Raw genomic sequence first — 24,922 nt, forward strand, 5'->3', positions numbered from 1 at the left:
GGTAACTTAGGTAAGATGAATTAAGTTTTACTTACCTGGTCTTAAGCCTTGTCATTAAAGGGATGATCTTACTTTAGGTAAGTAGGTAAGTAACTTTTATTTTTTTTAAATTATTTCTTTCCTGTTTTACCTAAACAAAGCCCTCACCCATGGACGGGGTTTTGTTTAGGTAAACTGATGAAGACGCTCCTTTTTTTATTTCAATAGCATTTTCATTGTTGGTATTTAGCTTCATTTAGTATCTCGTATTTTCTTAATTTCTGTCATCATTTTTATTTTGATGACACTTTGATGACAAAATGATGACAGTCTTAAACCTTACTATTACTGGTCTCATCTTACTCTGTCATCAATTCATCAAAAAAAAGAGAAAACCAACGACCCTACCTCTAGAAAATCTATTTGAAAATGATGAAACGATGACAGCTACCGGGAGCCCCCGTAAAAACTGGTGGTTCCCCGTCATCATTTTGTCATCAATTCATCATTTTTGTTTGAGCCGGCAGTATTTAGCTTGCCTTTGGATCCTCAAACTGTTCCTGCAAAAACATTTTAGTTATAGTGAAATAGCGTCCCTTAGCTTCCTTCCAAAGAATATCCCCATCAGCGTACATCACAAACCTCAGATAGCGATTCGAGTTGGGTTGATTGGTAAGGTTCCAGTCCTTTTTAAAGATTTTCCGAATCTGGGTCAAATCGGTTCGAATTCGGGATTTGCCTAATCCATTCAATGCATCCACCGGACATAACTTTAGCTCATTAGAATCATCCGATTCCATAACAGCTAAGAGTAAACTGGCCAGCTCCTTCTCTACCCTGTTTCTATTATTATGCACCAGTTTACGCAATGCCTTTGTTTCTATTTGCTCAGCGGTAAACCACATGCGTGTTTTTTTGCTGCTTTGCATCTCCCGATTTTTTAGGAAATGTAGAAAGGCAGGGATCTCAAGGTTGAGAGATTCCAGTAATTCCGTTTTCTCTTTTTGGGCCTTGGGTACTTTCAACACCCAGAACCGGGTTTCATGCTGATCGATCTTAATGAAGTTTTCTTCATTATTACTGCAGAGGATAAACTTGCCAAAAAATTCTGCTTCTCGTTTATCCTTTCCCTTTGCTTCAAGCTTATTATAATTAGTGGTACTTAGAAATTTTATTCGTTCGGTGAGTTCTTCTTTATTAAATAAGACTTCATCCACACAGATCAGAAGTTTGTTGGTCCAGTCTGAATTGAACTGACTGCTGAAATCATCATTAAGCAGATAGGTAAGGTTTCCCTGGAAGATATTCTTCAGCCATTTCAAAAATGTACTCTTCCCTGTGGATCGCTCCTGGGATACCAGGCAAAGAATGGGAAGAATCTGAGTGGGTTTGGTATACAGTAGCTTTAGATAATCTAAGCCTAGTTCCCGGTGTTCTCCGAATATATGTGCTACAAATTCTAAGGAAAGTTTTATACTTCCTGCAGCAGGCTGATGGCTCAGGGGAGCATAGGTATTATAGAAATTATGGTAGGTAGGTTGAAAGTTTAAATGATCCGGAATACAGGTAAAACCATCATATTTAGGAATCTTGGCCAGAAAGGTCTTTCCGTGATCCTGGCGAATGGTTTCAATATTCCAGGCGATTAAACTCTGGTTCGTATGACCGGAAATGGTAGGAATTTTCACCAGTTTAAAATACTGGGTGCCGACTCTTATATATTTATTATCCTCTTTCAAAATAGACCAGTAATGACATAGTCTCCTAAAAGTAAGCAAACATTTTATAATTACGAAATATTCATCAAAACAGTATTTTTAATGATAATACATCATTTTGCATGTATTTATAGCAAATTTTATGAGAATAATTTAAATTAATTGAAGTAGATGAGAATTGTATTTATTTGAATGCAAAAATTATTTTTCACCACTTTTTTATTATTCTACGTGTGAAATACGTGTGAAAAAAGAAGGCTTCACTGAACTGAATCTGTGAAGCCTTGATTTTACTAGTGGTCCCACTTGGGCTCGAACCAAGGACCACCTGATTATGAGTCAGGTGCTCTAACCAACTGAGCTATGGGACCTGATACGTATTCGTATCGCGAGCGCAAATTTAGATAATTGCCTCTTACGCACCAAACAAATTAATTCTATTTTTCCTGGCAAAGCTCAACCAGTACTCCGTTACCATCCTTAGGATGCATAAATGCTACGATTTTATTATCGGCACCCTGCTTTGGAATTTCATTTAGCAACCTGAAACCTTCAGATTTTAAACGGGTTATCTCCTTTTCAATATCGTCTACCAGAAAGGCCATGTGATGTATACCCTCTCCCCGCTTCTCCAGAAATTTTGCAATCGGGCTATCATCCCTGGTAGCCGCAAGTAATTCGATCTTACTATCACCAATCTTAAAAAAAGAAGTATTTACACCTTCCCCATCTACTTCTTCGGTTTTGTAGTGCTCTGCACCTAAGATCGCTTTATAGGTTCGGTTAGCAGCTTCCAGATCTTTTACCGCAATACCTATATGTTCTATCTTTTTCATGAATTCACATTTTGAGTTACAAATATCCATATTTCAGCTTAGACTATTCAAATTCATACGAATGAAGAAGAATCACAGTTAAAAATTTTACTTTTGTAGTATGGAAGAAACAAACAGACAGAAGAAGATAGGTGGATTGTTGCAGAAGGACCTGGCAGACATTCTGCAAAACTCACTAAGAGAAAGCGGGCGTACAGGAATTTTGATCTCAGTTTCAAAAGTTCGGGTAACTACAGATCTCTCGATTGCGAAAGCATATGTTAGCATTTTCCCTTCTAAACATCAACAGGAAGTCATTGAGGAGATCAATGAGAATAAGTATAAGATCAAGCATGAAATGGCGCAGCGAACCAGGCATCAGCTAAGAAAAATGCCCGATCTTAGTTTCTTTGTAGATGATTCTCTGGAATATATCGACGGAATTGAAAAATCTATCAAAGGAAAAGAGGATCCTGTATCCAATCCAGATCTATTAGACAAGAGGAAAAAATCTTAAGTTGAAGTTCCCACTCTATATTGCCAAACGCTACCTGTTCACAAAGAGCAAGAGCAATGCGATCAATATCATTACTATTATCGCGGCAATTGGAGTTTTTGCGGGAGCATTTTCATTATTTATCGTATTAAGCGGATTCTCAGGACTACGCGATTTCAGCCTTTCCTTTTCGAATGAATTCGATCCCGATCTTAAAGCCTTACCAGATACTGGAAAAATTATTCAGTTATCTGAGGAGCAGGAAGACAGGTTATTGAAAATCGAAGGGATCGAAGAGCTAACTCAGGTTATTGAGGAACGTGTCATTCTTAGCTATAAACAGAAGTCAAATCCTGCCTATATCAAAGGTGTGGACGCCAATTACCAGCAGGTTAACAAGATCGATAGTGCCATTGTTTTTGGCACATGGCTTACTAAAAGCGAGCCGCAGGTGGTTATTGGAAACGGACTCTCCCGCCTGCTTGATATTGGCACATTCAATTATCAGAATTTACTGAAGATCATGGTTCCCAAACCGGGAAAAGGACAGGTAACCATGACCAATATCCAGAATGCTTTTTCCACCCGGCAGACCATTGTTAGCGGGGTTTATAGCGTTAATGAAGAGCTGGATTCAAAATATGTTTTTACCAATATCAATTTTGCCCGTGATCTGCTAAGTATGCAGCCTGATGAAGTTACAGGCGTGGAATTTAAAATTTCTTCGGAAGCAGATCTCGACAGAATTTCAGAAGAGATTATTGCAGTACTGGGCGATAATGTACAGATCAAAACCCGTGAAGAATTGAATGATGCGCTGAACAAAATGCTAAATTCTGAAAACCTCTTTGTTTACCTTATTTTCACGCTGGTACTTACCATCGCGTTATTTAATGTGGTAGGTTCAATAATCGTTATGATCCTGGATAAACGAGAAAATATGAAGACTCTGCACAGTCTTGGTGCTACTACTAGACAAATAAGAAATATCTTTTTTTACCAGGGGATGTTGATGACCGTTTTGGGCGGACTTTTAGGCCTTGGTTTTGCTATTGTCCTTATAATTTTACAAATGCAATTTGACCTGGTAATGATCACCCCAAGCCTGCCTTATCCTGTACAAATGCGTGCGAAAAATGTAATTATCGTTGTAGCTACGATCTTTACTCTTGGTTTTATTGCTTCCTACATTGCGGCAGGAACTACCAGAAAAGCTTTAAAATAATTAAGCGAATTCGTAACCTGCGAACTCCTTCTCTACCTCATCAAAAACCTTAAATACGTCTACAGAATCATCACTGGTCACCATTTTCATACGATACTCCTTAAAGTGCGGAATTCCTTTAAAATAGTTGGTATAATGACGACGGGTTTCAAATACCCCTAAACGTTCCCCTTTCCAGTCGATAGACATCTGCAAGTGACGTCTGGCAGCGTCCACACGCTCTTCCAGCGTTGGAGGTGCCATATGTTTTCCGGTCTCAAAATAATGCTTTACTTCCCGAAAGAACCACGGATATCCAATACTTGCGCGACCAATCATTGCACCATCAAGTCCAAATTCATCACGCATTAGCATGGCTTTCTCTGGAGAGTCCACATCGCCATTTCCGAAAACCGGAATATGCATACGAGGATTATTCTTTACTTGTGCTATTGGATTCCAGTCGGCTTCGCCCTTGTACATTTGAGCTCTGGTTCGACCATGGATAGAAATAGCCTTGCAGCCTACATCCTGCAATCTTTCAGCGACTTCAAGGATCTTTATAGAATCGTGATCCCAACCTAAACGGGTTTTTACGGTGATTGGTAAATTGGTATGCTTCACCATTGCTTCAGTTAAAGAAACCATTAAATCCACATCTTTCAGAATACCGGCTCCGGCGCCTTTGGAAACCACCTTTTTCACCGGGCAACCAAAGTTGATATCTATAATATCCGGACCAGATTTTTCAACGATCTCAACAGACTGTAACATCGACTCCAGGTTTGCCCCGAATATCTGTATCCCAACTGGTCGTTCTTTTTCGTAAATATCAAGTTTCATGGTACTTTTCGCAGCATCGCGAATAAGTCCTTCAGAAGAAATAAATTCAGTATACACCACATCTGCGCCCTGCTCCTTGCATAATGCGCGAAATGGTGGATCGCTCACATCTTCCATCGGTGCTAACAGCAACGGGAAGTCTCCTACATCTATATTTCCAATTTTAGCCAAAGCCTTTCAGTTTTATGCTGCAAAATTAAGAAATAAACCGGAAGTAAAAATTATGGTCTTAATCGTTCTCTTTCAGCTTCATCGATCGTACGCTGATTGTCACTCAGCCTGAAGTTTCCGAAGTTATATTTGAAACCTATCTGTACATTCCTGTTTTCAGAAAAAGAAAAGAAACTGTTGCTCTGGTTTAAATATTCTGAAGTAAGGCGTGTGTTCGTAGAATTAAATATATCGTTCACATTTAAACTTAGCTCTGCTCTATTATCCCATAACGTCTTTCTTAAACCAATACTTACAGTGGTCATTGGCTCCAGATTGTAAGATCCAGATAGATAATCTGAAAGATATTGTGCAAACAAAGTTCCCTCAAAAGTACCATCCTGGGACAACGTAAAGATATTATAGACGTATGCCTGAACACCTTCAGCTTCTATCGTTACTTCAGCATTATTACTCTCGAGGGCAAGCAACGTATTTTCCATACGGAATAGCGAAGTAAAAAATTGTGCATACCAGAAATCTGTAATAGACGTCCCGTGAAAAATATCAATTCCATAGGATTTAGAATCCAGCAGATTCTGATTCACATTACGAATGGTAAGGTTCTGATTATCCTGAAATACTAGGACTTCCGGAGCTTCCCCAAGATCCTTGTAATAGAAGTCAAAGAACCATGCATTATTTAAAGTATAGTTCAGATTAAAATTGTTACTAATGGACGCGATAAGATTTGGGTTTCCAGCGTTGAAATTTGTCTCATTCAGGAAGTATCTGAATGGATTCAGACTTTCGTACCGTGGTCGTTGAATTCTACGGCTATAATCCAAAGTGAAACTATGATTGTCTGAAGCTCGATATTGCAGGTATGCCGTTGGAAATAATTCAAAGTATTCGCGATCATTGATAGTTTCAATACTCATGCTCTCCCCTGTTCTATCTGTATATTCCCCGCGAAGTCCAAATTTACCACTCCAGTTTGTCCAGTCGTGACTTACAGAAAGATAAGCCGCATAGATATTTTCATCATATAAAAATACATCTCCCAGTTCATCAAACAACGATTCTAAACGTCGCTCATTCATGTACTCGATCCCGCTTTCAGATTCTATGGACGAAAATTTGAGTCCGCTTTTAAAAACAGATTCCCCAATCATCGTGGAATAATCTGCCTGCGTTGTATAAATGTCTATTTCCTGGCTGGCATCGGTTTCAAATTCAAGTGCATTGAGACGCTGACCCTGAGGATTGAAATATTGAGAAAAGACAGTTTGCTCACGATCCTGGTCAAACCTTGTATAATGGGCTTTTAAGGAAAGATCGCTACCATTTTTAAAGGAGGTGGTATAATCAAGATTTAATGCAACGTTATTTTGATCTGTAAAAACACCGGAGTCTGTAACCAAAGTGGAGTCTAGTGCTCCGGAAGCATTTCTCATCTCGGTCATTACATCATTATCAAATTCACGGTTTGGTGAAAAATTGGCATTCACAGAAAAGTTAAGATTGCTCTTTTCTGAAAGTTCAAAATCTATGATCGCGTTGGCATTATGTGCCTGGCTTGTAGTTTCCCTTGTAAAATCTGTGTCCCACCTGGAAAAGGGCTGCCCATCCTGTATGAAATTGATATAGGAATCGTCGTTCTTATAATCCTTACGCGGACTAAAATTGTAATTCGCGAATACATTCACCTTATCACCCTGAAAATAATGACTGGTCCCAATCTTGTATTTTGAATAGATTGCCTGAGTATAAGTTCCTTCTACACTACCCTTGTAACCCGGAGTAATACTTTTACTAGTGGTGATATTAAGGATCGCTCCACCTTCAGCATCATATTTTGCTGGAGGATTTGTAATGATCTCAATGGATTTTATGTTTTCTGCGGAATAAGATTCCAGTAAGGTCTGCAATTCTGAAGCAGATAAATAGATCTTGCGATCATTCAAATACACCTGCACTGCCGCATTTCGAACCATCAATTGTCCCTGGTTATCGATCACACCCGGCGATTTCTTTAGAATATCCCAGGTATTTCCAGAGGATAAAGTAGAATTCTCCACATCAAACACGATACGATCCACTTCCCTGCTAATTCTTGGTTTTCTAGCTTGAATAGTTACCTCATCAAGATCTCCCGAAGATGGTGAAACTTTCAAAGTCTTAAGATTGGTGTCTCCTTTTACCCTTATCTTTTTCAGCAGGTCTTCATAACCAACGTAGGTTATTTTTAAAACGTAATTATCGTCCTTGATATCCTTCAGCAAAAAGCTTCCATCCTCTTCACTCACCGTTCCTTTCACAACAGAAACTGAATCCTGGGCATTTAAAAGTATGACATTGGCGTATGCAAGTGGGTCATTATTAAGGTCGGTTAACTTTCCTGAAAGTTCATTTTGTGAAAATACCAGTGTACTTAAAAAGCAAAAAAAAATGCTTAGAGATGTTCTAATATTCATGTTTGGTTAGTTCGGTTTGTTTGGTAACAATCGCAAATATAGCTTTTATGAGTTTTTAACCAAGAAAAAGCTTTTATATAGACCTGAAGCTAAATTAATTAGCAATTGTTCAACAAATCAGCCTAAATACTTCATAAAGTACTGTTTCGCCTAAAATTACTTTGCGTTACCGTTATAAAAATCCTGATCTTTTAAGTATTTGAGTCCGCTTGATTGTTGATCAAGATATCTCTTAGTTCTCAGGTATCGACTTTTGTTGAATTCATCAAAGTTTTCAGCTTTATCATCTACACTGCTAATATGAACATCTCCTGAGGAATGAATAAATTCGTTATTACCTATCCACATTCCTACGTGTACAACTTTTTCCGAAGTAGAATCTGTTGCCGGTCTCCCAAAGAACAGTAGATCCCCTACTTCCAGTTTGCTGAAATCTGATTGTTCATCTATCAACGTTCCTTCCTTAACCTGTTGAGAAGCATCCCTTGGAATAACCATGCCATTCATAAAATAGATCGTCTTGGTAAATCCGCTGCAATCCACTCCTTTCGCAGAGGTGCCTCCCCATAAATAAGGTAATCCCATCAGTTTTTCTGAAACCCTCGTTAGACTTTCGCCATCAGGTTCCAAATTCTGTAACCATTCCACGTAGTTCTTCGCATCGTTTTTAGAAACATAGGCTTCGCGAGCATCGGGATATCTTACTTTAAAAAAATCTCTTGAATCTTCCAGCAATTCCAGGACTGCACCGGTTACCAGATCTGTAACGGGATTAGAATCAAGATCAGGCTTAGCATAGGAACTCCCATAAGCTTTGGTGATAATGATCTTTTCTGAAGTTTTCCAGTTATTAAAATCACTTTCGTTCATCGTCGTAATTCCTCCGTGGTCGACCCACGAAAGATAATCGTCTGGAGTTTGAATATAATACCATTCATCGGTCCGTTTCCAGATCTTTACAGGAGTTCCGAGGGTGGCCTGAGTCACCAGTTCAGAAGAATGCTTGCTATCTCCTCTTAAATTAGCTACCGAAACGTCGATGATCCCGTAAAGCTCTTCTCCCAATGCTTCGGAAGGTAAAACCTGAATACTGTCTTTATAATTAACCCCTGCCGAATCAAGATCTGATAAAAGTCTATTCTTAGCTTCTTCTGAATTGGTTTCCCCTTTGAGAATGATTCCATTCTTATCTTCTTCCGCAGAAATATAAAAAAGTGCTACCCGTTTGTCTGGAGCAAATTCAGTTCTGGTTTGTTCTACGATTTCTTCGACCTGACTATTTTTAGCCGATTCTTTATTGGATTCTCCACAGGACAGGAAAAGTATTGCTGTTAGAAAATATATTATAGATCTGGTTTTCATAATTAAGATTTTATACGATCAAGGATTTGAAGATCATATTGCTGGAAACTACTTTGAGCACCGGTGCGATCTACCGCAGTAATCCCTATTTTAATCAGTTTATTGTTGTCTTTATTCTGAATTGGGAGCGAATGCAAATCCTGCTCCTTATTCAAAATTATGTAGTTCCAGCCACTATTTTCGTACTGGTAATATACCACCCACCTGAAGTGCTCCTCTAAACTGGAATTCTTTATAGTATATTCTGAAGCTGTTTTAGCTAGTTGGATCTGCGGAATTTCAGGAGTTTCAGAGGATAACCATGGACTCGCTGGCACCAGAGCATTTTGTTGATAAGGTCCGTTTTTTAATGAATTTCTTATTTTCTCACTTTTCATCAGCGGTCCAATGTTCCAGTGAACTACACCTGGGCTATCCGGAAGAATTCCCCGGGAGATCATGATCTGTGAGGCTATTTCACCTGGTGTTTCTTCATCCAGGGCAAGGTTAATTCCCGGCCAGAGATGTCTTCCCACTACATTTTCAGATTCCCACCAACCCAGTAAAACTGGAAAGCTCTGCCCTACTTTTGCCGTGGGCCAGTAGAGTTGCGGAGTGAAATAATCGATCCAGCCCTTATTCAGCCATAATTTAGCATCTGCATATAATTCTTCATACTGGTCCATTCCTTTGATACTTGCAGGAAAACCAGGTCTCCAGATCCCAAACGGACTAATCCCGAATTTTACGAAAGACTTTTCAGCTTTAATTTCACCGGCAATTCTTTCAATAAAATCATTAACGCTTTTACGCCTCCAATCGGCTTTGGAAAGTTCACCTCCACTATTTAGATATTTTTGGAAACTTGCATCATCCGGGAATCCGTTTTTTCCGTTATAGGAAGCATAGGGATAGAAATAATCATCAAAATGAACGGCATCGATATCATAGCGTTCCACAATGTCCATTACTACTGCTGCTGAATGTTCCTGCACCTTTTCACTTCCTGGATCCATCCACCACATCCCGTTCTTCAATTCCATTACGAGTTCAGGATGGGTCTTTACAATAGATTTTTTCCCAATCTCCTTACCGGTGGTATGATGCGCGCGATAAGGATTGAGCCAGACATGAAGCTCCAGACCTCTTAAATGAGCCTGTTCTATCCAGAAATCGAGCGGATCGTAATAGGGTTCTGGTGCCTTGCCACTTTTGCCGGTAAGAAAATAGGACCATGGCTCCAGTTCGCTTTGATATAGTGCATCAGCCTGCGGCCGAACCTGTAAAATGACCGCATTGAAATTATTCTCTTCAAGAAAATCAAGCATTTCCAGGGCTTCCTTTTTCTGTACTTCAGTAGATAATCCTGCTTTACTCGGCCAGTTGATATTTGCAACCGTTGCGATCCAGGCTGCTCTAAATTCGGCTATATCAAGCGGTGCTTCAATAAACCTATTTTCCGTAATTTCTTCTGAAACTTGAGGACTTTCCATCTCCTTCTGAACCAGTGTATCTGTTGTCTCAGATTGCTTTTCAGCTACAGCAACATTTTTGGTGGATTTACAGGAATAGGCGAAAAACGCCAGAAGAATCAGCGATAAGGATTTATAAAATTTTAAAGATCTGATCATTAATTGTGCTGTTGAAAATTAGCGATCGCCAGTCTTACGCTACCATGCTCTAATAATAATGCTTTTGCCTGCTCTTCGTCTATATGTAATTCATCCATGATCATCTGGGTGCCACGTCCCACCAGCTTTTTGTTGGATAACTGCATATCTACCATTTTATTTCCTTTGATCTTTCCTAACCTGATCATGGTAGAAGTTGTAATCATGTTCAACACCATTTTCTGCGCTGTTCCTGCTTTCATCCTGGTACTTCCCGTAACAAATTCTGGCCCGGTAATCACTTCTAATGGGAATTCCGAAGCATTTGCCAACGGACTTCCGGAACTACAGGTAACACAACCCGTAATTATATTATGCTCTCTGGCTTTATCAATTCCGCCAATTACATAGGGCGTGGTTCCAGATGCGGCGATGCCTACCAGGACATCCTTTGAAGAAATCTCATATTGCTGAAGATCTTTCCATGCCTGCTCCCTATCATCTTCTGCATTTTCAACAGCATTCCTCAAAGCAGTGTCGCCACCGGCAATGAGACCAATTACAATTCCAGGCTCAACCCCAAAAGTGGGCGGACATTCTGAAGCGTCCAGAACTCCCAGCCGGCCACTCGTACCTGCTCCAATATAAAAAAGCCTTCCTCCTGCTCCTATTTTTTCCACGATCCTATCTACCAGAACTTCAATTGCCGGAATTACTTTTTGCACACTTTCAGCCACCGTTTGATCTTCCTTGTTGATATTCTTCAGAAGTTCTGCAGTATTCATCTTTTCGAGATGATCATAATTTGATGTCTTTTCAGTATCGGGTTTCAGGAAATCCATAGTCAGTTTTTTGATGTAATGCATTTGTGGTATAGACTTCAGCAAAGAAATTTACAAGCTCTAAAATAGCATTATCGAATGCTTTCACACAGCGAAACAAACATAAACTTGAAATTTTATATAAGACTATTAATTCAATTATATTTGTAGTCTTAAAATTACCTGAATTTTTAGGCCTAAGGATACAAATACTGGAGATGAAGAACATTCGAAATTTTTGCATAATCGCGCATATCGATCACGGGAAAAGTACACTGGCAGATCGCCTGCTGGATTTTACCGGGACTGTAACCGAGCGTGAAAAACAGGAACAACTGCTGGACAGTATGGACCTGGAACGGGAACGCGGGATCACTATTAAGTCTCATGCGATACAAATGGATTATGTTCATGAAGGTGAAGAATACACGCTAAACCTTATCGACACTCCGGGACACGTGGATTTTTCTTATGAAGTATCCCGTTCTATTGCTGCATGTGAAGGTGCTTTACTGGTAGTAGATGCAGCTCAAAGTATTCAGGCTCAAACTATTTCAAATCTTTATCTTGCTCTTGAGAACGATCTTGAAATCATTCCGGTACTAAATAAAGTGGATCTCCCTAGTGCAAATCCTGAGGTGGTGACAGATGATATCGTGGATCTTTTAGGCTGTGACGCTTCAGATGTTATCCCGGCAAGTGCAAAGACAGGTATTGGGATCAAAGAGATTCTTGATGCTATTATTTCCAGAATTCCTGCTCCAACAGGAAAAGTTGATGCTCCACTTCGAGCATTGATCTTTGACTCTGTTTATAACCCGTTTAGAGGTGTTGAAACTTATTTTAGAGTTATTAATGGATCTATTAGAAAAGGTGAAAAGATCAAGTTTGTTGCGACCAATAAAACATATGATGCCGATGAAGTGGGAACACTTCGTTTAAAACAATTCCCGCGAAAAGAGATCAAAACCGGTGATGTTGGTTACCTCATCACGGGTATTAAGGATGCTCGCGAGGTAAAAGTTGGTGATACTATTACCAGCGCAGTGAATCCAACTACGGAAGCTGTCGCAGGTTTTGAGGATGTAAAACCAATGGTTTTCGCCGGAATTTATCCTGTAGATACTGAAGATTACGAAGAATTGAGAGCTTCTATGGAGAAACTTCAGCTGAACGATGCTTCGCTGGTTTTTACTCCTGAAAGTTCTGCAGCTTTAGGTTTTGGTTTCCGTTGTGGATTCCTTGGAATGTTACACCTGGAAATTATTCAGGAAAGACTGGAACGTGAGTTCGATATGACCGTGATCACAACTGTTCCCAACGTTTCTTACCAGGCTTACACCAATAAAAATCCAGATGAGGCTTTACTGGTAAATAATCCGTCTGACCTTCCTGAACCTTCTACATTGAACAGGGTTGAGGAGCCATTTATTAAGGCTACGATCATTACAAAGTCTGATTATGTAGGGAACGTAATGTCTCTATGTATTGAAAAGCGTGGAGAAATTACCAACCAGACCTATCTTACTACAGAAAGAGTTGAGCTGACTTTCGACATGCCTTTGGCAGAAATTGTTTTCGACTTCTATGACAGGTTGAAAACTGTATCCAGAGGTTATGCTTCTTTCGATTATTCTCCAATTGGAATGCGCCAGTCTAAACTTGTAAAAGTAGACGTACTTCTGAATGCGAATACGGTAGATGCACTTTCTGCTCTATTACACGTGGATAACGCGTATGATATTGGAAAGAAAATGTGCGAGAAACTGAAGGAATTGATCCCGAGACAACAATTTGATATTCCAATACAGGCCGCAATTGGTGCGAAGATCATTGCCCGTGAAACGGTAAAAGCTTTACGTAAGGATGTTACCGCGAAATGTTATGGTGGTGATATTTCCCGTAAACGTAAACTTCTTGAAAAGCAGAAAAAAGGTAAAAAGAGAATGAGACAGGTTGGAAACGTTGAAATTCCTCAGGAAGCATTTATGGCGGTTCTTAAACTGAACGATTAGTCATAACTTTTATATTGTTATCATCCGGGCGTTCCGCCTTCCTAAGGTCGGCGGCGGGCTATTCGTTTTAGTTTTTGGTCGCTAAGGCTTCCAAAAAGCTGCCACTGCTATCCCTAACGCAAAAATTAAACAGACCTCACAGGTTTCAAAACTTGTGAGGTCTTCTTCTTTTATTCATTCTGCTCCATTTTTTTAATTTTGTGATAAGGGATTTTTCGATAGAAAATCTATCGACTACAAACCAAAAACTACAGACTACAAATGGCTGGACATAGCAAATGGGCAAATATCAAGCATCGTAAAGGAGCTCAGGACAAGAAAAGAGCGAAGCAATTCACCAGGGCGATCAAAGAGATCACAGTTGCCGTAAAAGAAGGCGGAGGACCAGATCCTGAAGCTAATCCCGCCTTGCGTAATGCCATCCAGAATGCCAAAGGCGTCAATATACCCAAGGATACCATAGAACGTGCGATCAAGAAGGCTAGTGGCGCAGATGCCGATCATTATGAAGTGGTCACTTTTGAAGGCTATGGACCAAATGGAATTGCCATTTTTGTGGAAGCTACAACAGATAATACCAATAGAACTGTAGCTTCAGTTCGTTCCATCTTCACTAAAAATGGCGGAAGTCTAGGCACCAATGGTTCTCTGGAGTTTCTTTTTGATAAAAAAGGAGTTTTTGTATTAGAAAATAAAAATATCGAAATAGAACTTGAAGAACTGGAACTGGAGCTTATTGAAGGTGGTGCATCAAGTTTTGATAAGGAAGACGATTATCTAACAGTTTATACAGATTTCAATGATTTTGGAATGATGTCTTCAAAACTTGAAGAACTTAAAATAGAACCTAAAAATTCTGAAGTACAGCGTATACCTTTAAATACTACTGAATTGCCAGTGGAAGATGCTATCAAAATCTTGAACCTCATCGAAAAATTTGAAGATGACGATGACGTTCAGAACGTATTTCATACACTGGAAGTGACCGATGAACTAATTGAAAAATTAGAGGAGGAGTAATTAATTTTCCTCCTGGATATTCCTTTCAATGTTCTCTTTTTCTTCGCTGTCTCCTGTTTCCAGTTCCTTTCCAAGATAAACCATCATAAAACCTTCCTCAATTTCTACTTCCAGGCTGTTAGAAGGAATAATACTAAGTTCTCCTTCCTCATCTTTTACAAATAGTGGAATGATATCAGAATCGGTTTTACTTATCTCTATAAGCCCTTCATAGTGCTCCTTGGAATTCAGTTCAATTTCATGAATTGAAGGATACTTTCTGGCAAGATTTGTTAGCTTAATATAATCATCGGTTTGCGAGAACAGTCCTTCTTTAGGATTGTTTTCAGGATCATACATTTCATCTGAAGAAACTACTCTAAAAGACCCATTTTCTCCAAAATGCTTTCTGAACTTTTCAATGGCATTCAGGTTTACTTCCGTATTTCCAGTCATGGCCATCAAGTAACCGATATCACTTAATTCAATATTATTGATAAGATCATCTGAATAAACATTTTCCTGGATCGCATCCAATCCAAGTTCCTGTGCTTTTTTAATATTTGTGCCATTACTATCAACCAAGACTACATGTCTGTTGTTCTTCTTCAGATAACTACCAATCAATCTTGAAATAGTAGATGCTCCAATGATTAAGATTCCCTGAGAATTCTTCAGAAAAACTCCCACCAATTGAGCAAATAATCGGGCTGTGGTCGCATTCAGAAGAACTGTTCCCAGTACGATCATAAACACAAGCGGAGTGATATATTCTGCTCCAGGAACGCCTTGATTAGAAAGTTCAATTCCGAAGAGAGAAGCGATACCTGCGGCTACGATACCACGTGGTCCAACCCAGCTTATAAATAGTTTTTCGTTGAATTTAAGTGAAGAGCCTATACTGCTCACAAATACGCCCAGAGGTCTAACGATGAGTACCACCGTAGCAAACAGGATCAATGCTTTGATATCATAAACCAGCATCAAATCTTCAACATTGATATTCGCAGCAAGTAGTATGAACAGGATCGAAATAAGCAGTACGCTTAGAGATTCTTTAAAATAAAGTAATTCTTTCAGGTTTGGAAGGTTGATGTTTCCCATCACCATTCCCATTACTACCACGGCTAACAGTCCGCTTTCATGTGCGAAAAGATCTGCCAGTACAAAAACTCCCAGCACGGTTGCTAGCGTTAGAACATTCAGTAAATAATGAGGGATCACATTCTTTTTGATGGCAAAAGCCAGAGCGTGAGCAAAGGTGAATCCAAAGGTAAATCCAAACAGGACGATCTTTCCAAATTCTATCAATGCTGTTTCTGTGAATTCTGTTCCGGTACCAGCGCTAATAAACTCAAACATTAATACCGCTACAAGTGCACCAATAGGATCGATTAGAATTCCTTCCCATTTCAGAATAGTTGAGATATCAGACTTTAAGGGAATATTCCGAAGAATAGGGGTAATAACGGTAGGACCGGTTACAATGATAAGCGCCGCAAATAAGAAAGAGATCTGCCAGCTAAGGTCAAATATCAGGTATGCTGCCACACCGGCTCCAAAGAAAGTAACGATCACGGCTATGGTTATCAACTTGATGATCACCGGGCCAACATTAAGAATTTCGCCCTTCCGCAGTGTTAATCCACCTTCGAAAAGAATGATCCCGATCGCCAGGGAAACGAAATAGAAAAGGCTTTCACCAGGAAATAGTCCGGACTCACCATTCCAGATTGGTTCAATAATTTTGGAACCATCTTCAGTAAAAAAAGTAGAAATTGGTCCTACAGCAAGACCTACAAGTATTAATGGCAAAATAGCAGGGATCTTAAACCGCCATGCTGCCCACTGTGCCAATATCCCAAGGATCACTATTCCTGCCAATTCAACCATAGATTCTGTATTTGCTTAAGATTGCTAAAAATATTAAAAATGTTTTACTATCAAAGCTTATTATTAAAAGCCTAACATTATTACGAGGCTGTTAAATCATTTAGAAAATAATTCGAATTAGCTATGAGATTTTCTATTTTGCGGAGAAATCTTCAAATTTATTCTGAATGACCCTTTATCCTATACAAGCCGGAAATTTTAAATTAGATGGTGGAGCTATGTTTGGAGTGGTCCCGAAAAGTCTCTGGACCCGTACCAATCCTGCCGACTCGAATAATATGATCGATATTGCTGCCCGATGTTTGCTCATTGAGGATGGTGATAAACTTATTCTAATTGATACCGGAATGGGTGATAAGCAAAGTGAAAAATTCTTTAGCTATTACTACCCTTGGGGTGAGCATACTATAGATAGTTCACTTAAGGAGCATGGTTTTCATCGTGATGATATTACAGATATTTTTATGACTCACCTGCATTTTGACCATTGTGGAGGTTGTATCCAGTGGAATAAAGAACGTACAGGTTATGAACCGGCATTCAATAATGCCAGGTTCTGGAGCAATGAAGATCACTGGGAATGGGCTACGAATCCAAATGCACGCGAAAAAGCTTCATTTCTGAAAGAAAATATTCTTCCAATGGAACAAAGCGGAAAACTTCATTTCGTGGAGCGGGAGGGAAACAGTGAATTTTGCAAAGCAGATCATCTTGGCTTCGAATCGCTTCTGGTAGACGGACATACAGATAAGCAAATGATTCCGCATATTGACTACAAGGGTAAGAAACTGGTTTTTATGGCAGATCTTCTTCCAACCGTGGGACATATTCCCTTACCTTATGTCATGGGCTTTGATACCAGACCACTATTAACGCTTGCTGAAAAAGAGAAATTTCTGCAAACAGCAGCAAATGAAAATTATTACCTGTTCATGGAGCATGACGCTCATAATGAAATAATAACTCTAAAAAATACCGAAAAGGGAGTAAGACACGATCAGACTTATACCTTCAACGAATTATTCAATTAAAACAACTATGAGAATACCTGTTTATAAGCCGTTCCTGACCATCCTGGCAGCCGGCGCTTTAACTGCATGTAGCAGTACTGCTCCAAGAGTAGTTTCCACACCAGTAAGCAATATTGATTCTATTCCTTTAAAAGTAAAGGACCTTACAGATGCCCAGTTGAAAGACTGGACCAATTCAGATCTTTCCAGGGACACTATTCCGGGAATGAGCGTGGATAGAGCCTATGCTGAAATTATTAAAAACAACAAACCTTCAACGGTTATCGTAGGAGTTGTGGACAGCGGTATAGATATTACACACGAAGATCTGCAAGGGGTGATCTGGACTAATAAGGACGAGATCGCTGGAAATGGAAAAGATGATGATAATAATGGTTTTATTGATGATGTGCATGGCTGGAACTTTCTAGGGGATGCCGTGGAAGAAAACATGGAGTTTACTCGTATCATCAAGCGATTAAAACCCAAATATGAAGGGAAATCCCAGAGTAGCATAAGCACTGCAGACAGGGAAGAATACAATATGTACCTGGAAGCTAAAAAAGAATACGATAAGGAATACCAGGAAGCTCAGCAAACTCAGCAGCAGTATACCCAGATCCTACAGCAGGTGAAAAATGCACATGCAGCTATGACCAAAGCTCTGGGAACTGAAGATTATACTAAAAAGCAGGTATTGGATTTCAAACCTGAAACCCAGGAACTGCAACAGGCAAAAATGATCGTTGGGCAAATGCAGAGCAACGTGAACGAGAGTATACCAGAAGTGATCAAGGAGATCAATGAAGGTGTGGAATATTTCGGTGGTCGTCTTGATACTCACTTTAATCTAAACCTGGATGGTAGAGCTGTTGTGGGTGACGATCCTTATGATATCACCGATACCAACTATGGAAACAACAAAGTTTCAGGACCAGATCCAAAGAAAGAAGATGCCAAGCATGGAACACACGTTGCCGGGATCATTGCAGCTAACAGAAATAATTCCGTAGGGCTTAAAGGAGTTGCCAGCAATGCTAAGATCATGGCAGTAAGAGCTGTGCCAGATGGTGATGAGTATGATAAAGACATCGCACTGGGAATTCGTTATGCCGTGGATAACGGGGCGAAAGTCATCAATACAAGTTTTGGAAAATACTTTTCTCAAAACCCGGAATGGGTGATCGATGCCATAAAATATGCGGCAGATAAAGATGTTCTTATCGTAAATGCCGCTGGAAATGAAGGAATAGATCTTGACAAAAAAAGGGTTTATCCTAACGACCAGAATCCGCAGGAAACTACAGAGATCAGTGATAATTTTCTAACAGTTGGTGCATTGAATTATGAGTATGGAGCGAATCTTATCGCGACATTTTCTAACTATGGAGCTACTAACGTAGATGTTTTCGCGCCTGGAACCAAGATCTGGTCTACAACACCAAACGATACTTACGAGTATCTTCAGGGAACTTCTATGGCATCACCAGCAGTTGCAGGAATCGCGGCGATCATAAGAGGTTATTACCCAAAATTATCTGCGGGGCAGGTAAAACAAATAATCATGGATAGTGGTATTTCTACAAAAGCAACTGTAGTACTTGGTGGAGATACCAGTAATACTAAAAAATTCCAGACTATTTCAACTTCAGGAAAAATGGCTAATCTATATAACGCCTTAATTTTAGCAGATCAAATTTCAAAAAATAACTAGAATGAAGAATATTTTTTTCAGCTTAATACTACTTACCGCCGGAGTAATTCAGGCACAGAACAACACTTCCTACTGGCAGCAGCATGTAGATTACAAAATGGATGTGGATGTAAATGTGGAGAATTTCAAATTCACCGGTACTCAGGAATTGACCTATACCAACAATTCCCCAGACACTCTTAACCGAGTTTTTTATCACCTGTACTTTAATGCCTTTCAGCCAGGTTCAGAAATGAATGCCAGACTGGAAAGTATTGTAGATCCAGATGGTAGAATGGTTAGAAATGAAGGTACTGAGGAAGAACCAAAAAGAGTAAGCCGTATTAGTGATCTTTCTGAAGACCAGATTGGTTATTTGAGAGTAAACTCTCTAACTCAGGATGGAACTGCATTAGATTATGAAGAAGTTGGAACTGTTCTGGAAGTAGAACTTGCTGAGCCAATTCTTCCTGGTAAAAAAGTAAAATTCAACATGGAATTTGAAGGTCAGGTTCCGGAACAGATTAGAAGATCTGGTAGAAACAGCTCTGAAGGTGTAGCGCTTTCTATGAGTCAGTGGTATCCTAAACTGGCAGAATATGACTTCCAGGGATGGCATGCAGATCCTTATGTTGCCCGTGAATTTCATGGAGTATGGGGAGATTTTGATGTAAAGATTAGTATCGATAAGGATTATATCCTGGGAAGTACAGGATATCTTCAAAATCCTCAGGAAATCGGATACAACTACGAAGAAGAAGGAACTAAGGTAAAGAGAAAAAAAGGGGACAAGCTAACCTGGCATTTCAAAGCACCTAAAGTTCATGATTTTACCTGGGCAGCAGATCCTGAGTACATCCATGATAAGTTAGTAGCTGAAGATGGTACCGTACTACATTTCCTTTATAAGGACAATGAAGATATTAAAGAGAACTGGAAAAATCTTCAGCCAAAAACAGCAGAATTACTTCTGTATTTCAACGAACATATTGGACCATATCCATGGGATCAATACTCTGTAGTACAGGGTGGAGATGGTGGAATGGAGTATGCGATGCTTACTCTAATCACTGGGGAACGCTCTTTTGGGAGTCTTGTTGGCGTTACTGCTCATGAAATGGCGCATGCATGGTTTCAGCATTTAATGGCTACTAATGAAAGTAAACACGAATGGATGGATGAAGGTTTTACCTCTTACATTTCTTCGGAAGCTGAAAATGTAATACTTGGAGAAAATAAGGAGAATCCGCACACTGGTTCTTACAGAGGATACCAGTACCTGGCGAATTCAGGAAGAGAGCAACCGCAATCTACGCATGCCGACAGGTATGAACTGAATGCCCTTTATGGAACTTCTGCATATTCAAAAGGGGCGGTATTTCTGGCGCAACTTGGTTACATCATAGGTGAAGAGAATCTTTCAAAAACCTTGAACAGATACTATGATGAATGGAAATTCAAACATCCAACGCCAAACGATTTCATTAGAATTGCTGAAAAGGTTTCTGGAGCAGAGCTGGACTGGTATTTAATGGATTGGACACAAACCACCAATACGATCGATTACGCAATAGATGGTGTTGAAATGAAGGATGCCAAGGCAACTGTATCTTTGAAAAGAAATGGATTAATGCCAATGCCTATAGATATTGATGTAACCTATGCCGATGGTTCTAAGAAAACCTACTATATCCCTCTGGAAATGATGCGTTGGGAGAAAGAAGCACGTGAAGGTGAAGATAGAACTGTAGCTGAAGACTGGGCCTGGGGATTCCCTACCTACGAATTGGAGATCGATGCCGCCAAAGACATTGTTACTATAGAAATTGATAGTTCGAAAATGATGGCAGACGTAAATCCTTCAGATAATGTTTGGAACAAAGACGGAGAGTCTTCCGAAGAAGAAGGAGAAGAATAAACTCTATCAGGAAATATTATAAAACCCTTTCTCTACGGAAGGGTTTTTTTATTTGAAAGTATTGGTACTTTTGAAACATGGATCAGAGCTTCGGAAAGTTGGAAAAATTAAAAAGCAAAAAGCATATAGATCTGCTCTTTGCTGAAGGTAGAAATCTGAAAAGTTATCCGCTGAAACTTATCTATGCCCCGATCCAGACTTCAGATAAACCAGAATTAAAAACAGGAGTTTCGGTACCTAAAAAACTGGTGAAAACAGCAGTAAAACGCAACAGGATCAAACGGTTGATGCGCGAAGCTTTCAGAAAAAATAAGTACCTTGTTACCAGCGATCTTGCAATTTCTCATGCTTTTATGTTCATATATATTTCCAGGGATGAGATCGATCATTCTAAAATGGAAAAGAATATGATCAAATTGCTGAAGAACTTTTCAGAAAAACAGCCGACTCATGAAAAAGAACTTTAAAAACCTTATCTTTTTACCTGTTCTTCTTGCAGGAATTTTCATAGGAACTGTAAGTTTTAAATCAGATTTTTTCGAGATCGCTAAACAGATCGAGATCTTCACGACACTTTTCAAGGAGATCAACATGAATTATGTTGATGAAACAAATCCTGCACAATTAATGGATTCTGCGATAAAATCAATGCTTACAGATCTTGATCCTTATACCAACTACTGGAATGAGCAGGATGTGGAAGCAGCGAGGATCAATAATTCTGGTGAATACACCGGGATTGGCGCAGCGGTTAAAAATGGAGCTACTGGAATCACCATTGTGGAAGCTTATAAAGATTATCCTGCAGATAAAGCCGGTTTAAAAGCCGGAGATCTTATAACTAAGATTGGGGATATACGAGTTGCAGATTTTAAAGATGATGCGGGAGAACTGCTTAATGGCGCTTCTGAAATTGCCGTGGAAATCACCTTTGTAAGACAGGGAAAGGAACAGAAAACTTCGCTAAAACGGGAATCTGTAGACCTTGGCGCAGTGCCATTCTACAAATTACTCGAAGATAATACAGGTTATATCGTTCTATCCAGGTTTAATGCCAAAGCTTCAACTGAAGTTTCCAGAGCATTGAAAGAACTAAAAAATCAGGGCGCTAACAAGATCATTCTTGATCTAAGAGGGAACCCGGGAGGATTACTGAGTGAAGCAATTAATGTGAGTAATATTTTTGTTCCAGCAAATGAATTGATCGTCACCACGCGATCTGCCATAGAAAAGTATAACAAGGATTATTATACTCAGAGAGAACCTATAGATACTAAGATTCCTTTGGTGGTCCTGGTAAACGGGCGTAGCGCTTCTGCCAGTGAGATCGTGGCCGGAGCAATACAGGATCTGGACAGAGGAGTAATTGTTGGGGCAAGATCCTTTGGAAAAGGGCTGGTACAAAGACCACGGGAATTAGCCTATGGAACTCAGCTTAAAATTACCATTTCCAGGTATTACACTCCGAGTGGAAGATGTATACAGGCGCTGGACTATCGTCGCCGGGATGAAAATGGCAAAGCAGTTAGAACTAAAGTTGAAGACTATAATGAATTTAATACCCGTAATGGGCGTAAGGTGTATGATGGTGGAGGAATTTTACCAGATGTAAAATTAGAAACTTCCGAATTTAGTGATATCACGCAGGCATTATTACTGCAGGATGCGATCTTTAATTATGCTACGGAATATTATTACTCACACAAGATAGAAGATCTGAATGATTTTGATTTCAACGATGCAGATTTCCAGGAATTCAAAGTATACCTGAGACGATCTGATTTTGATTATGTAACTGCTACGGAAAAGGAACTGGATGAATTAATTGCTACCTCTGAAGAGGAAAATCTGGAATTGAAATTTGAAGCTTCAGGAATAAGATCCCAACTGGAGCAACATGAAAAACAGCAGCTGGAACTCAGAAAACCTGAAATTATAAGCCTTCTTAAAGATGAGATCATAAAGAGATATTTCTATAAAGAAGGCCTGTATGAATATTATACGGTGAACAATCCAGAGATTGCCAAATCCAGGGAGATCCTGAATAGCGAAAATAAATACGCTGAGATTCTGAAGTAATACTAATCTTTGATCATTGCTATATGTGGAATACCATCTTCAAGATAGCCTTCGCCTATACATTGGTAACCGTGAGATTCGTAAAATTTAATCAAATACTGTTGTGCAGAAAGTTTAATATTTGAAGTATTATAATTTTTAAAAATAGCAGTGGCAGAAGCTTTCATGATCTCGTGTCCATATCCAAATTTTCTTTCAGATTCTTTTACGATCACACGACCAATAGCTGCTTCAGGAAAGTAATATCCGGGAGCAAAACACCGAGTATACGCTACGATCTTCCCGTTTTTGGTTCCCAGAACATGTAAAGCTTCAGCATCCTTACCATCAATATCCTGATATACACAATCCTGTTCCACGACAAAAACTTCAGAACGTAGTTGTAAAATTGCATAAAGTTCAGCGAGACTCAGTTCGCTGAACTTTTTAATTTCAATATTCAATTCCATACTTATTTAGTGGCCGGAATCTTGTCTATTCTTCTTTGATGACGGCCGCCTTCGAATTTCGTATTAAGGAATGCTTCTACCATCTCTGTTGCAAGCTGTTCAGAAACAAAACGCGAGGGAATACTAAGAATATTAGCGTTATTATGTTCCCGGGCTAGCTTAGCGATCTCAACGGTCCAGCATAACGCAGAACGTACACCCTGATGCTTGTTAGCGGTCATATTAGCACCATTTCCACTACCACATATAATGATACCAAGATCTGCATTTCCATTTTCCACATCGTTTGCAACTGGATGAACAAAATCTGGGTAATCTACACTATCCTCTTCATTTGTTCCATAATTGGTAAGCTTGTGACCTTCTTTTTCCAGGGCAGATTGGATCATTTGTTTATAACCAGTACCTGCATGGTCGTTTCCTATAGATATTTTCATAGTTGTGTTGTTTGAGACAAAGTTAAAAAAACAAGCAGTTAAGAAGCTTAAAACCCGATGTTAATTACTTTCAGGTTTTGACTCATTTTCAAGGCTTTAAAATCCACATACAATTGTGTAAAACATCTGATGATTTAATGATAAAGAAATTTGCTTTTTAAGATTTTAATAACAATACTCGAACTACTATCAATAAAGCAAATTATAAGTAGGTTATTTCTTATCAAGTTATGAGCACTTCAAATTCGGTTGTTGACAATTGTTGATAGTAAACTTTTCAATAAACAGGCATTAATAAAATTTAAGAACTTCTGTTAAGTAAATCTTAAAAACCTAAGTATATCAATAAGTTAGCTATTCACAGCCTTGTTGATAAACTGTTATCAAATAATTACAACTGAAATAACAAGGAAGTAGGAGTAAAATTATTGTACAAATGAACACGCCATCATATACCATCATTTAATTTTTTTTTAAAAAGAAGAAAAGATAATAATAGTATATACTGTTCATAACTATACGATGCGTAGAGAAGAAGATTTGTCATTGAATGAGTCAAGGATCTCTTTTCCTTTAGAAACATCTTGTGGATGAACCATTAGTTTTATTCCGCCAAAAGCAGAAGAACTGAATGGAATTAGACCAACTAAAGTTTCGTTCTGAAAATAATGCATGACATTTTCATCAGTGAATCTGGATCTTAGAATTAATGTCTCGTGCGGATATGTAAAAGTTGCCAGGCAAACGTAGTCTTTCATGGGAAAAAATTAGTTCCCTAAGATACGCATTAATCGTTAGAAGCAGATACTAAAGTAATTACAGGAGTTTCAGTGGAAGTAGTATTCAGAAGATCACTTTTCTCGTTTAGTGATTTGTTAATAATGGTAACAAAAATTATAAGTCCGATCAAAAAGATCAGAAAAAAGACCGCTGTATAAGATGAGGACCTATGTAATTTCATTCTGTTAGCAAATT

The 24,922-nt window shown here is 39.1% G+C and carries 21 protein-coding genes and 1 tRNA gene; 9 read left to right on the top strand and 13 right to left on the bottom strand.

Features of this window, described 5'->3' with window-relative positions:
• Positions 1–509 precede the first annotated feature (509 nt).
• The 3 genes from QZ620_RS04490 to mce form a co-directional block, all read right to left on the bottom strand.
• On the bottom strand, positions 510–1,718 hold the full coding sequence (locus QZ620_RS04490; protein ID WP_295179495.1) for a DUF5906 domain-containing protein: 1,209 nt from the start codon (positions 1,716–1,718) through the stop codon (positions 510–512).
• A gap of 276 nt (positions 1,719–1,994) precedes the next feature.
• A tRNA-Ile gene (locus QZ620_RS04495) sits at positions 1,995–2,068 on the bottom strand.
• 66 nt (positions 2,069–2,134) lie between these two features.
• The gene (mce, locus tag QZ620_RS04500; RefSeq protein WP_295179497.1) at positions 2,135–2,533 is read right to left on the bottom strand and encodes a methylmalonyl-CoA epimerase; all 399 of its coding nucleotides are present in this window, start codon (positions 2,531–2,533) and stop codon (positions 2,135–2,137) included.
• Positions 2,534–2,633: 100 nt separating this feature from the next.
• Here mce and rbfA point away from each other — a divergent pair, with 100 nt between their 5' ends.
• Positions 2,634–3,029, top strand: coding sequence for a 30S ribosome-binding factor RbfA (gene rbfA, locus QZ620_RS04505; protein WP_295179499.1), 396 nt, complete (start codon positions 2,634–2,636; stop codon positions 3,027–3,029).
• Position 3,030: 1 nt separating this feature from the next.
• The gene (locus QZ620_RS04510; RefSeq protein ID WP_295179501.1) at positions 3,031–4,233 is read left to right on the top strand and encodes an FtsX-like permease family protein; all 1,203 of its coding nucleotides are present in this window, start codon (positions 3,031–3,033) and stop codon (positions 4,231–4,233) included.
• Here the strand turns inward: QZ620_RS04510 and dusB are convergent, their stop codons facing one another.
• The 5 genes from dusB to murQ all read right to left on the bottom strand — a co-directional run bounded on the left by dusB (position 4,234) and on the right by murQ (position 11,475).
• Positions 4,234–5,226 carry a tRNA dihydrouridine synthase DusB gene (dusB, locus tag QZ620_RS04515; protein WP_295179503.1) on the bottom strand — a complete coding sequence of 331 codons (993 nt, stop codon included), beginning with the start codon at positions 5,224–5,226 and terminating at the stop codon, positions 4,234–4,236.
• Between the two features lie 50 nt (positions 5,227–5,276).
• Complete coding sequence (locus tag QZ620_RS04520) at positions 5,277–7,682, bottom strand: outer membrane beta-barrel family protein (protein ID WP_295179505.1); 2,406 nt, start codon at positions 7,680–7,682, stop codon at positions 5,277–5,279.
• 156 nt (positions 7,683–7,838) lie between these two features.
• Positions 7,839–9,044 (bottom strand): NlpC/P60 family protein, encoded by a 1,206-nt coding sequence (locus QZ620_RS04525; protein WP_295179506.1) that lies wholly within the window; start codon positions 9,042–9,044, stop codon positions 7,839–7,841.
• A 2-nt stretch (positions 9,045–9,046) separates the two neighbouring features.
• On the bottom strand, positions 9,047–10,654 hold the full coding sequence (locus QZ620_RS04530; RefSeq protein ID WP_295179508.1) for a family 10 glycosylhydrolase: 1,608 nt from the start codon (positions 10,652–10,654) through the stop codon (positions 9,047–9,049).
• A complete protein-coding gene (murQ, locus tag QZ620_RS04535) occupies positions 10,654–11,475 on the bottom strand; it encodes an N-acetylmuramic acid 6-phosphate etherase (protein WP_295179509.1) in 822 nt (273 codons plus the stop codon). The genes QZ620_RS04530 and murQ overlap by 1 nt, the downstream gene beginning before the upstream one ends.
• 197 nt (positions 11,476–11,672) lie before the next feature.
• On the opposite strand from murQ, the gene lepA reads away from it, so the two are divergent.
• Positions 11,673–13,469, top strand: a complete 1,797-nt coding sequence (gene lepA / locus QZ620_RS04540) for a translation elongation factor 4 (RefSeq protein ID WP_141876405.1) — start codon at positions 11,673–11,675, stop codon at positions 13,467–13,469.
• Between the two features lie 261 nt (positions 13,470–13,730).
• Positions 13,731–14,489, top strand: coding sequence for a YebC/PmpR family DNA-binding transcriptional regulator (locus tag QZ620_RS04545; protein WP_295179512.1), 759 nt, complete (start codon positions 13,731–13,733; stop codon positions 14,487–14,489).
• Here QZ620_RS04545 and QZ620_RS04550 read toward each other — a convergent pair whose 3' ends face one another.
• Positions 14,490–16,361, bottom strand: coding sequence for a sodium:proton antiporter (locus QZ620_RS04550; protein ID WP_295179514.1), 1,872 nt, complete (start codon positions 16,359–16,361; stop codon positions 14,490–14,492).
• A 167-nt stretch (positions 16,362–16,528) separates the two neighbouring features.
• Between QZ620_RS04550 and QZ620_RS04555 the strand changes: the two genes are divergently transcribed.
• From QZ620_RS04555 to QZ620_RS04575, 5 genes are all read left to right on the top strand, one after another.
• On the top strand, positions 16,529–17,392 hold the full coding sequence (locus QZ620_RS04555; protein WP_295179516.1) for an MBL fold metallo-hydrolase: 864 nt from the start codon (positions 16,529–16,531) through the stop codon (positions 17,390–17,392).
• 7 nt (positions 17,393–17,399) lie between these two features.
• Positions 17,400–19,085, top strand: coding sequence for a S8 family peptidase (locus QZ620_RS04560; protein WP_295179518.1), 1,686 nt, complete (start codon positions 17,400–17,402; stop codon positions 19,083–19,085).
• Position 19,086: 1 nt separating this feature from the next.
• Positions 19,087–20,982, top strand: a complete 1,896-nt coding sequence (locus QZ620_RS04565; RefSeq protein ID WP_295179520.1) for a M1 family metallopeptidase — start codon at positions 19,087–19,089, stop codon at positions 20,980–20,982.
• Positions 20,983–21,059: 77 nt separating this feature from the next.
• Positions 21,060–21,449: a ribonuclease P protein component gene (rnpA, locus tag QZ620_RS04570; protein WP_295179522.1), complete on the top strand. Its 390-nt coding sequence runs from the start codon at positions 21,060–21,062 to the stop codon at positions 21,447–21,449.
• Positions 21,433–23,061, top strand: a complete 1,629-nt coding sequence (locus tag QZ620_RS04575; protein ID WP_295179524.1) for a S41 family peptidase — start codon at positions 21,433–21,435, stop codon at positions 23,059–23,061. Before rnpA ends, QZ620_RS04575 begins: the two co-directional genes overlap by 17 nt.
• A 2-nt stretch (positions 23,062–23,063) precedes the next feature.
• On the opposite strand, the gene QZ620_RS04580 is transcribed toward QZ620_RS04575, so the two are convergent.
• The 4 genes from QZ620_RS04580 to QZ620_RS04595 all read right to left on the bottom strand — a co-directional run bounded on the left by QZ620_RS04580 (position 23,064) and on the right by QZ620_RS04595 (position 24,908).
• A complete protein-coding gene (locus QZ620_RS04580; protein ID WP_295179541.1) occupies positions 23,064–23,504 on the bottom strand; it encodes a GNAT family N-acetyltransferase in 441 nt (146 codons plus the stop codon).
• Between the two features lie 8 nt (positions 23,505–23,512).
• Positions 23,513–23,947 carry a ribose 5-phosphate isomerase B gene (rpiB, locus tag QZ620_RS04585; RefSeq protein WP_295179526.1) on the bottom strand — a complete coding sequence of 145 codons (435 nt, stop codon included), beginning with the start codon at positions 23,945–23,947 and terminating at the stop codon, positions 23,513–23,515.
• 515 nt (positions 23,948–24,462) lie between these two features.
• Complete coding sequence (locus tag QZ620_RS04590; RefSeq protein ID WP_295179528.1) at positions 24,463–24,705, bottom strand: DUF2007 domain-containing protein; 243 nt, start codon at positions 24,703–24,705, stop codon at positions 24,463–24,465.
• A gap of 29 nt (positions 24,706–24,734) precedes the next feature.
• Positions 24,735–24,908 carry a hypothetical protein gene (locus tag QZ620_RS04595; RefSeq protein ID WP_295179529.1) on the bottom strand — a complete coding sequence of 58 codons (174 nt, stop codon included), beginning with the start codon at positions 24,906–24,908 and terminating at the stop codon, positions 24,735–24,737.
• Positions 24,909–24,922 lie beyond the last annotated feature (14 nt).

This window comes from uncultured Christiangramia sp. (assembly GCF_913046405.1).
GTDB classification, from domain to species: domain Bacteria; phylum Bacteroidota; class Bacteroidia; order Flavobacteriales; family Flavobacteriaceae; genus Christiangramia; species Christiangramia marina.

Coding starts and splice junctions, on each gene's coding strand:
- mce (WP_295179497.1), bottom strand. CDS start 2,533: ATGAAAAAGATAGAACATATAGGTATTGCGGTAAAAGATCTGGAAGCT.
- rbfA (WP_295179499.1), top strand. CDS start 2,634: ATGGAAGAAACAAACAGACAGAAGAAGATAGGTGGATTGTTGCAGAAG.
- QZ620_RS04520 (WP_295179505.1), bottom strand. CDS start 7,682: ATGAATATTAGAACATCTCTAAGCATTTTTTTTTGCTTTTTAAGTACA.
- QZ620_RS04525 (WP_295179506.1), bottom strand. CDS start 9,044: ATGAAAACCAGATCTATAATATATTTTCTAACAGCAATACTTTTCCTG.
- QZ620_RS04530 (WP_295179508.1), bottom strand. CDS start 10,654: ATGATCAGATCTTTAAAATTTTATAAATCCTTATCGCTGATTCTTCTG.
- murQ (WP_295179509.1), bottom strand. CDS start 11,475: ATGGATTTCCTGAAACCCGATACTGAAAAGACATCAAATTATGATCAT.
- lepA (WP_141876405.1), top strand. CDS start 11,673: ATGAAGAACATTCGAAATTTTTGCATAATCGCGCATATCGATCACGGG.
- QZ620_RS04545 (WP_295179512.1), top strand. CDS start 13,731: ATGGCTGGACATAGCAAATGGGCAAATATCAAGCATCGTAAAGGAGCT.
- QZ620_RS04550 (WP_295179514.1), bottom strand. CDS start 16,361: ATGGTTGAATTGGCAGGAATAGTGATCCTTGGGATATTGGCACAGTGG.
- QZ620_RS04555 (WP_295179516.1), top strand. CDS start 16,529: ATGACCCTTTATCCTATACAAGCCGGAAATTTTAAATTAGATGGTGGA.
- QZ620_RS04560 (WP_295179518.1), top strand. CDS start 17,400: ATGAGAATACCTGTTTATAAGCCGTTCCTGACCATCCTGGCAGCCGGC.
- QZ620_RS04565 (WP_295179520.1), top strand. CDS start 19,087: ATGAAGAATATTTTTTTCAGCTTAATACTACTTACCGCCGGAGTAATT.
- rnpA (WP_295179522.1), top strand. CDS start 21,060: ATGGATCAGAGCTTCGGAAAGTTGGAAAAATTAAAAAGCAAAAAGCAT.
- QZ620_RS04575 (WP_295179524.1), top strand. CDS start 21,433: ATGAAAAAGAACTTTAAAAACCTTATCTTTTTACCTGTTCTTCTTGCA.
- rpiB (WP_295179526.1), bottom strand. CDS start 23,947: ATGAAAATATCTATAGGAAACGACCATGCAGGTACTGGTTATAAACAA.
- QZ620_RS04590 (WP_295179528.1), bottom strand. CDS start 24,705: ATGAAAGACTACGTTTGCCTGGCAACTTTTACATATCCGCACGAGACA.
- QZ620_RS04595 (WP_295179529.1), bottom strand. CDS start 24,908: ATGAAATTACATAGGTCCTCATCTTATACAGCGGTCTTTTTTCTGATC.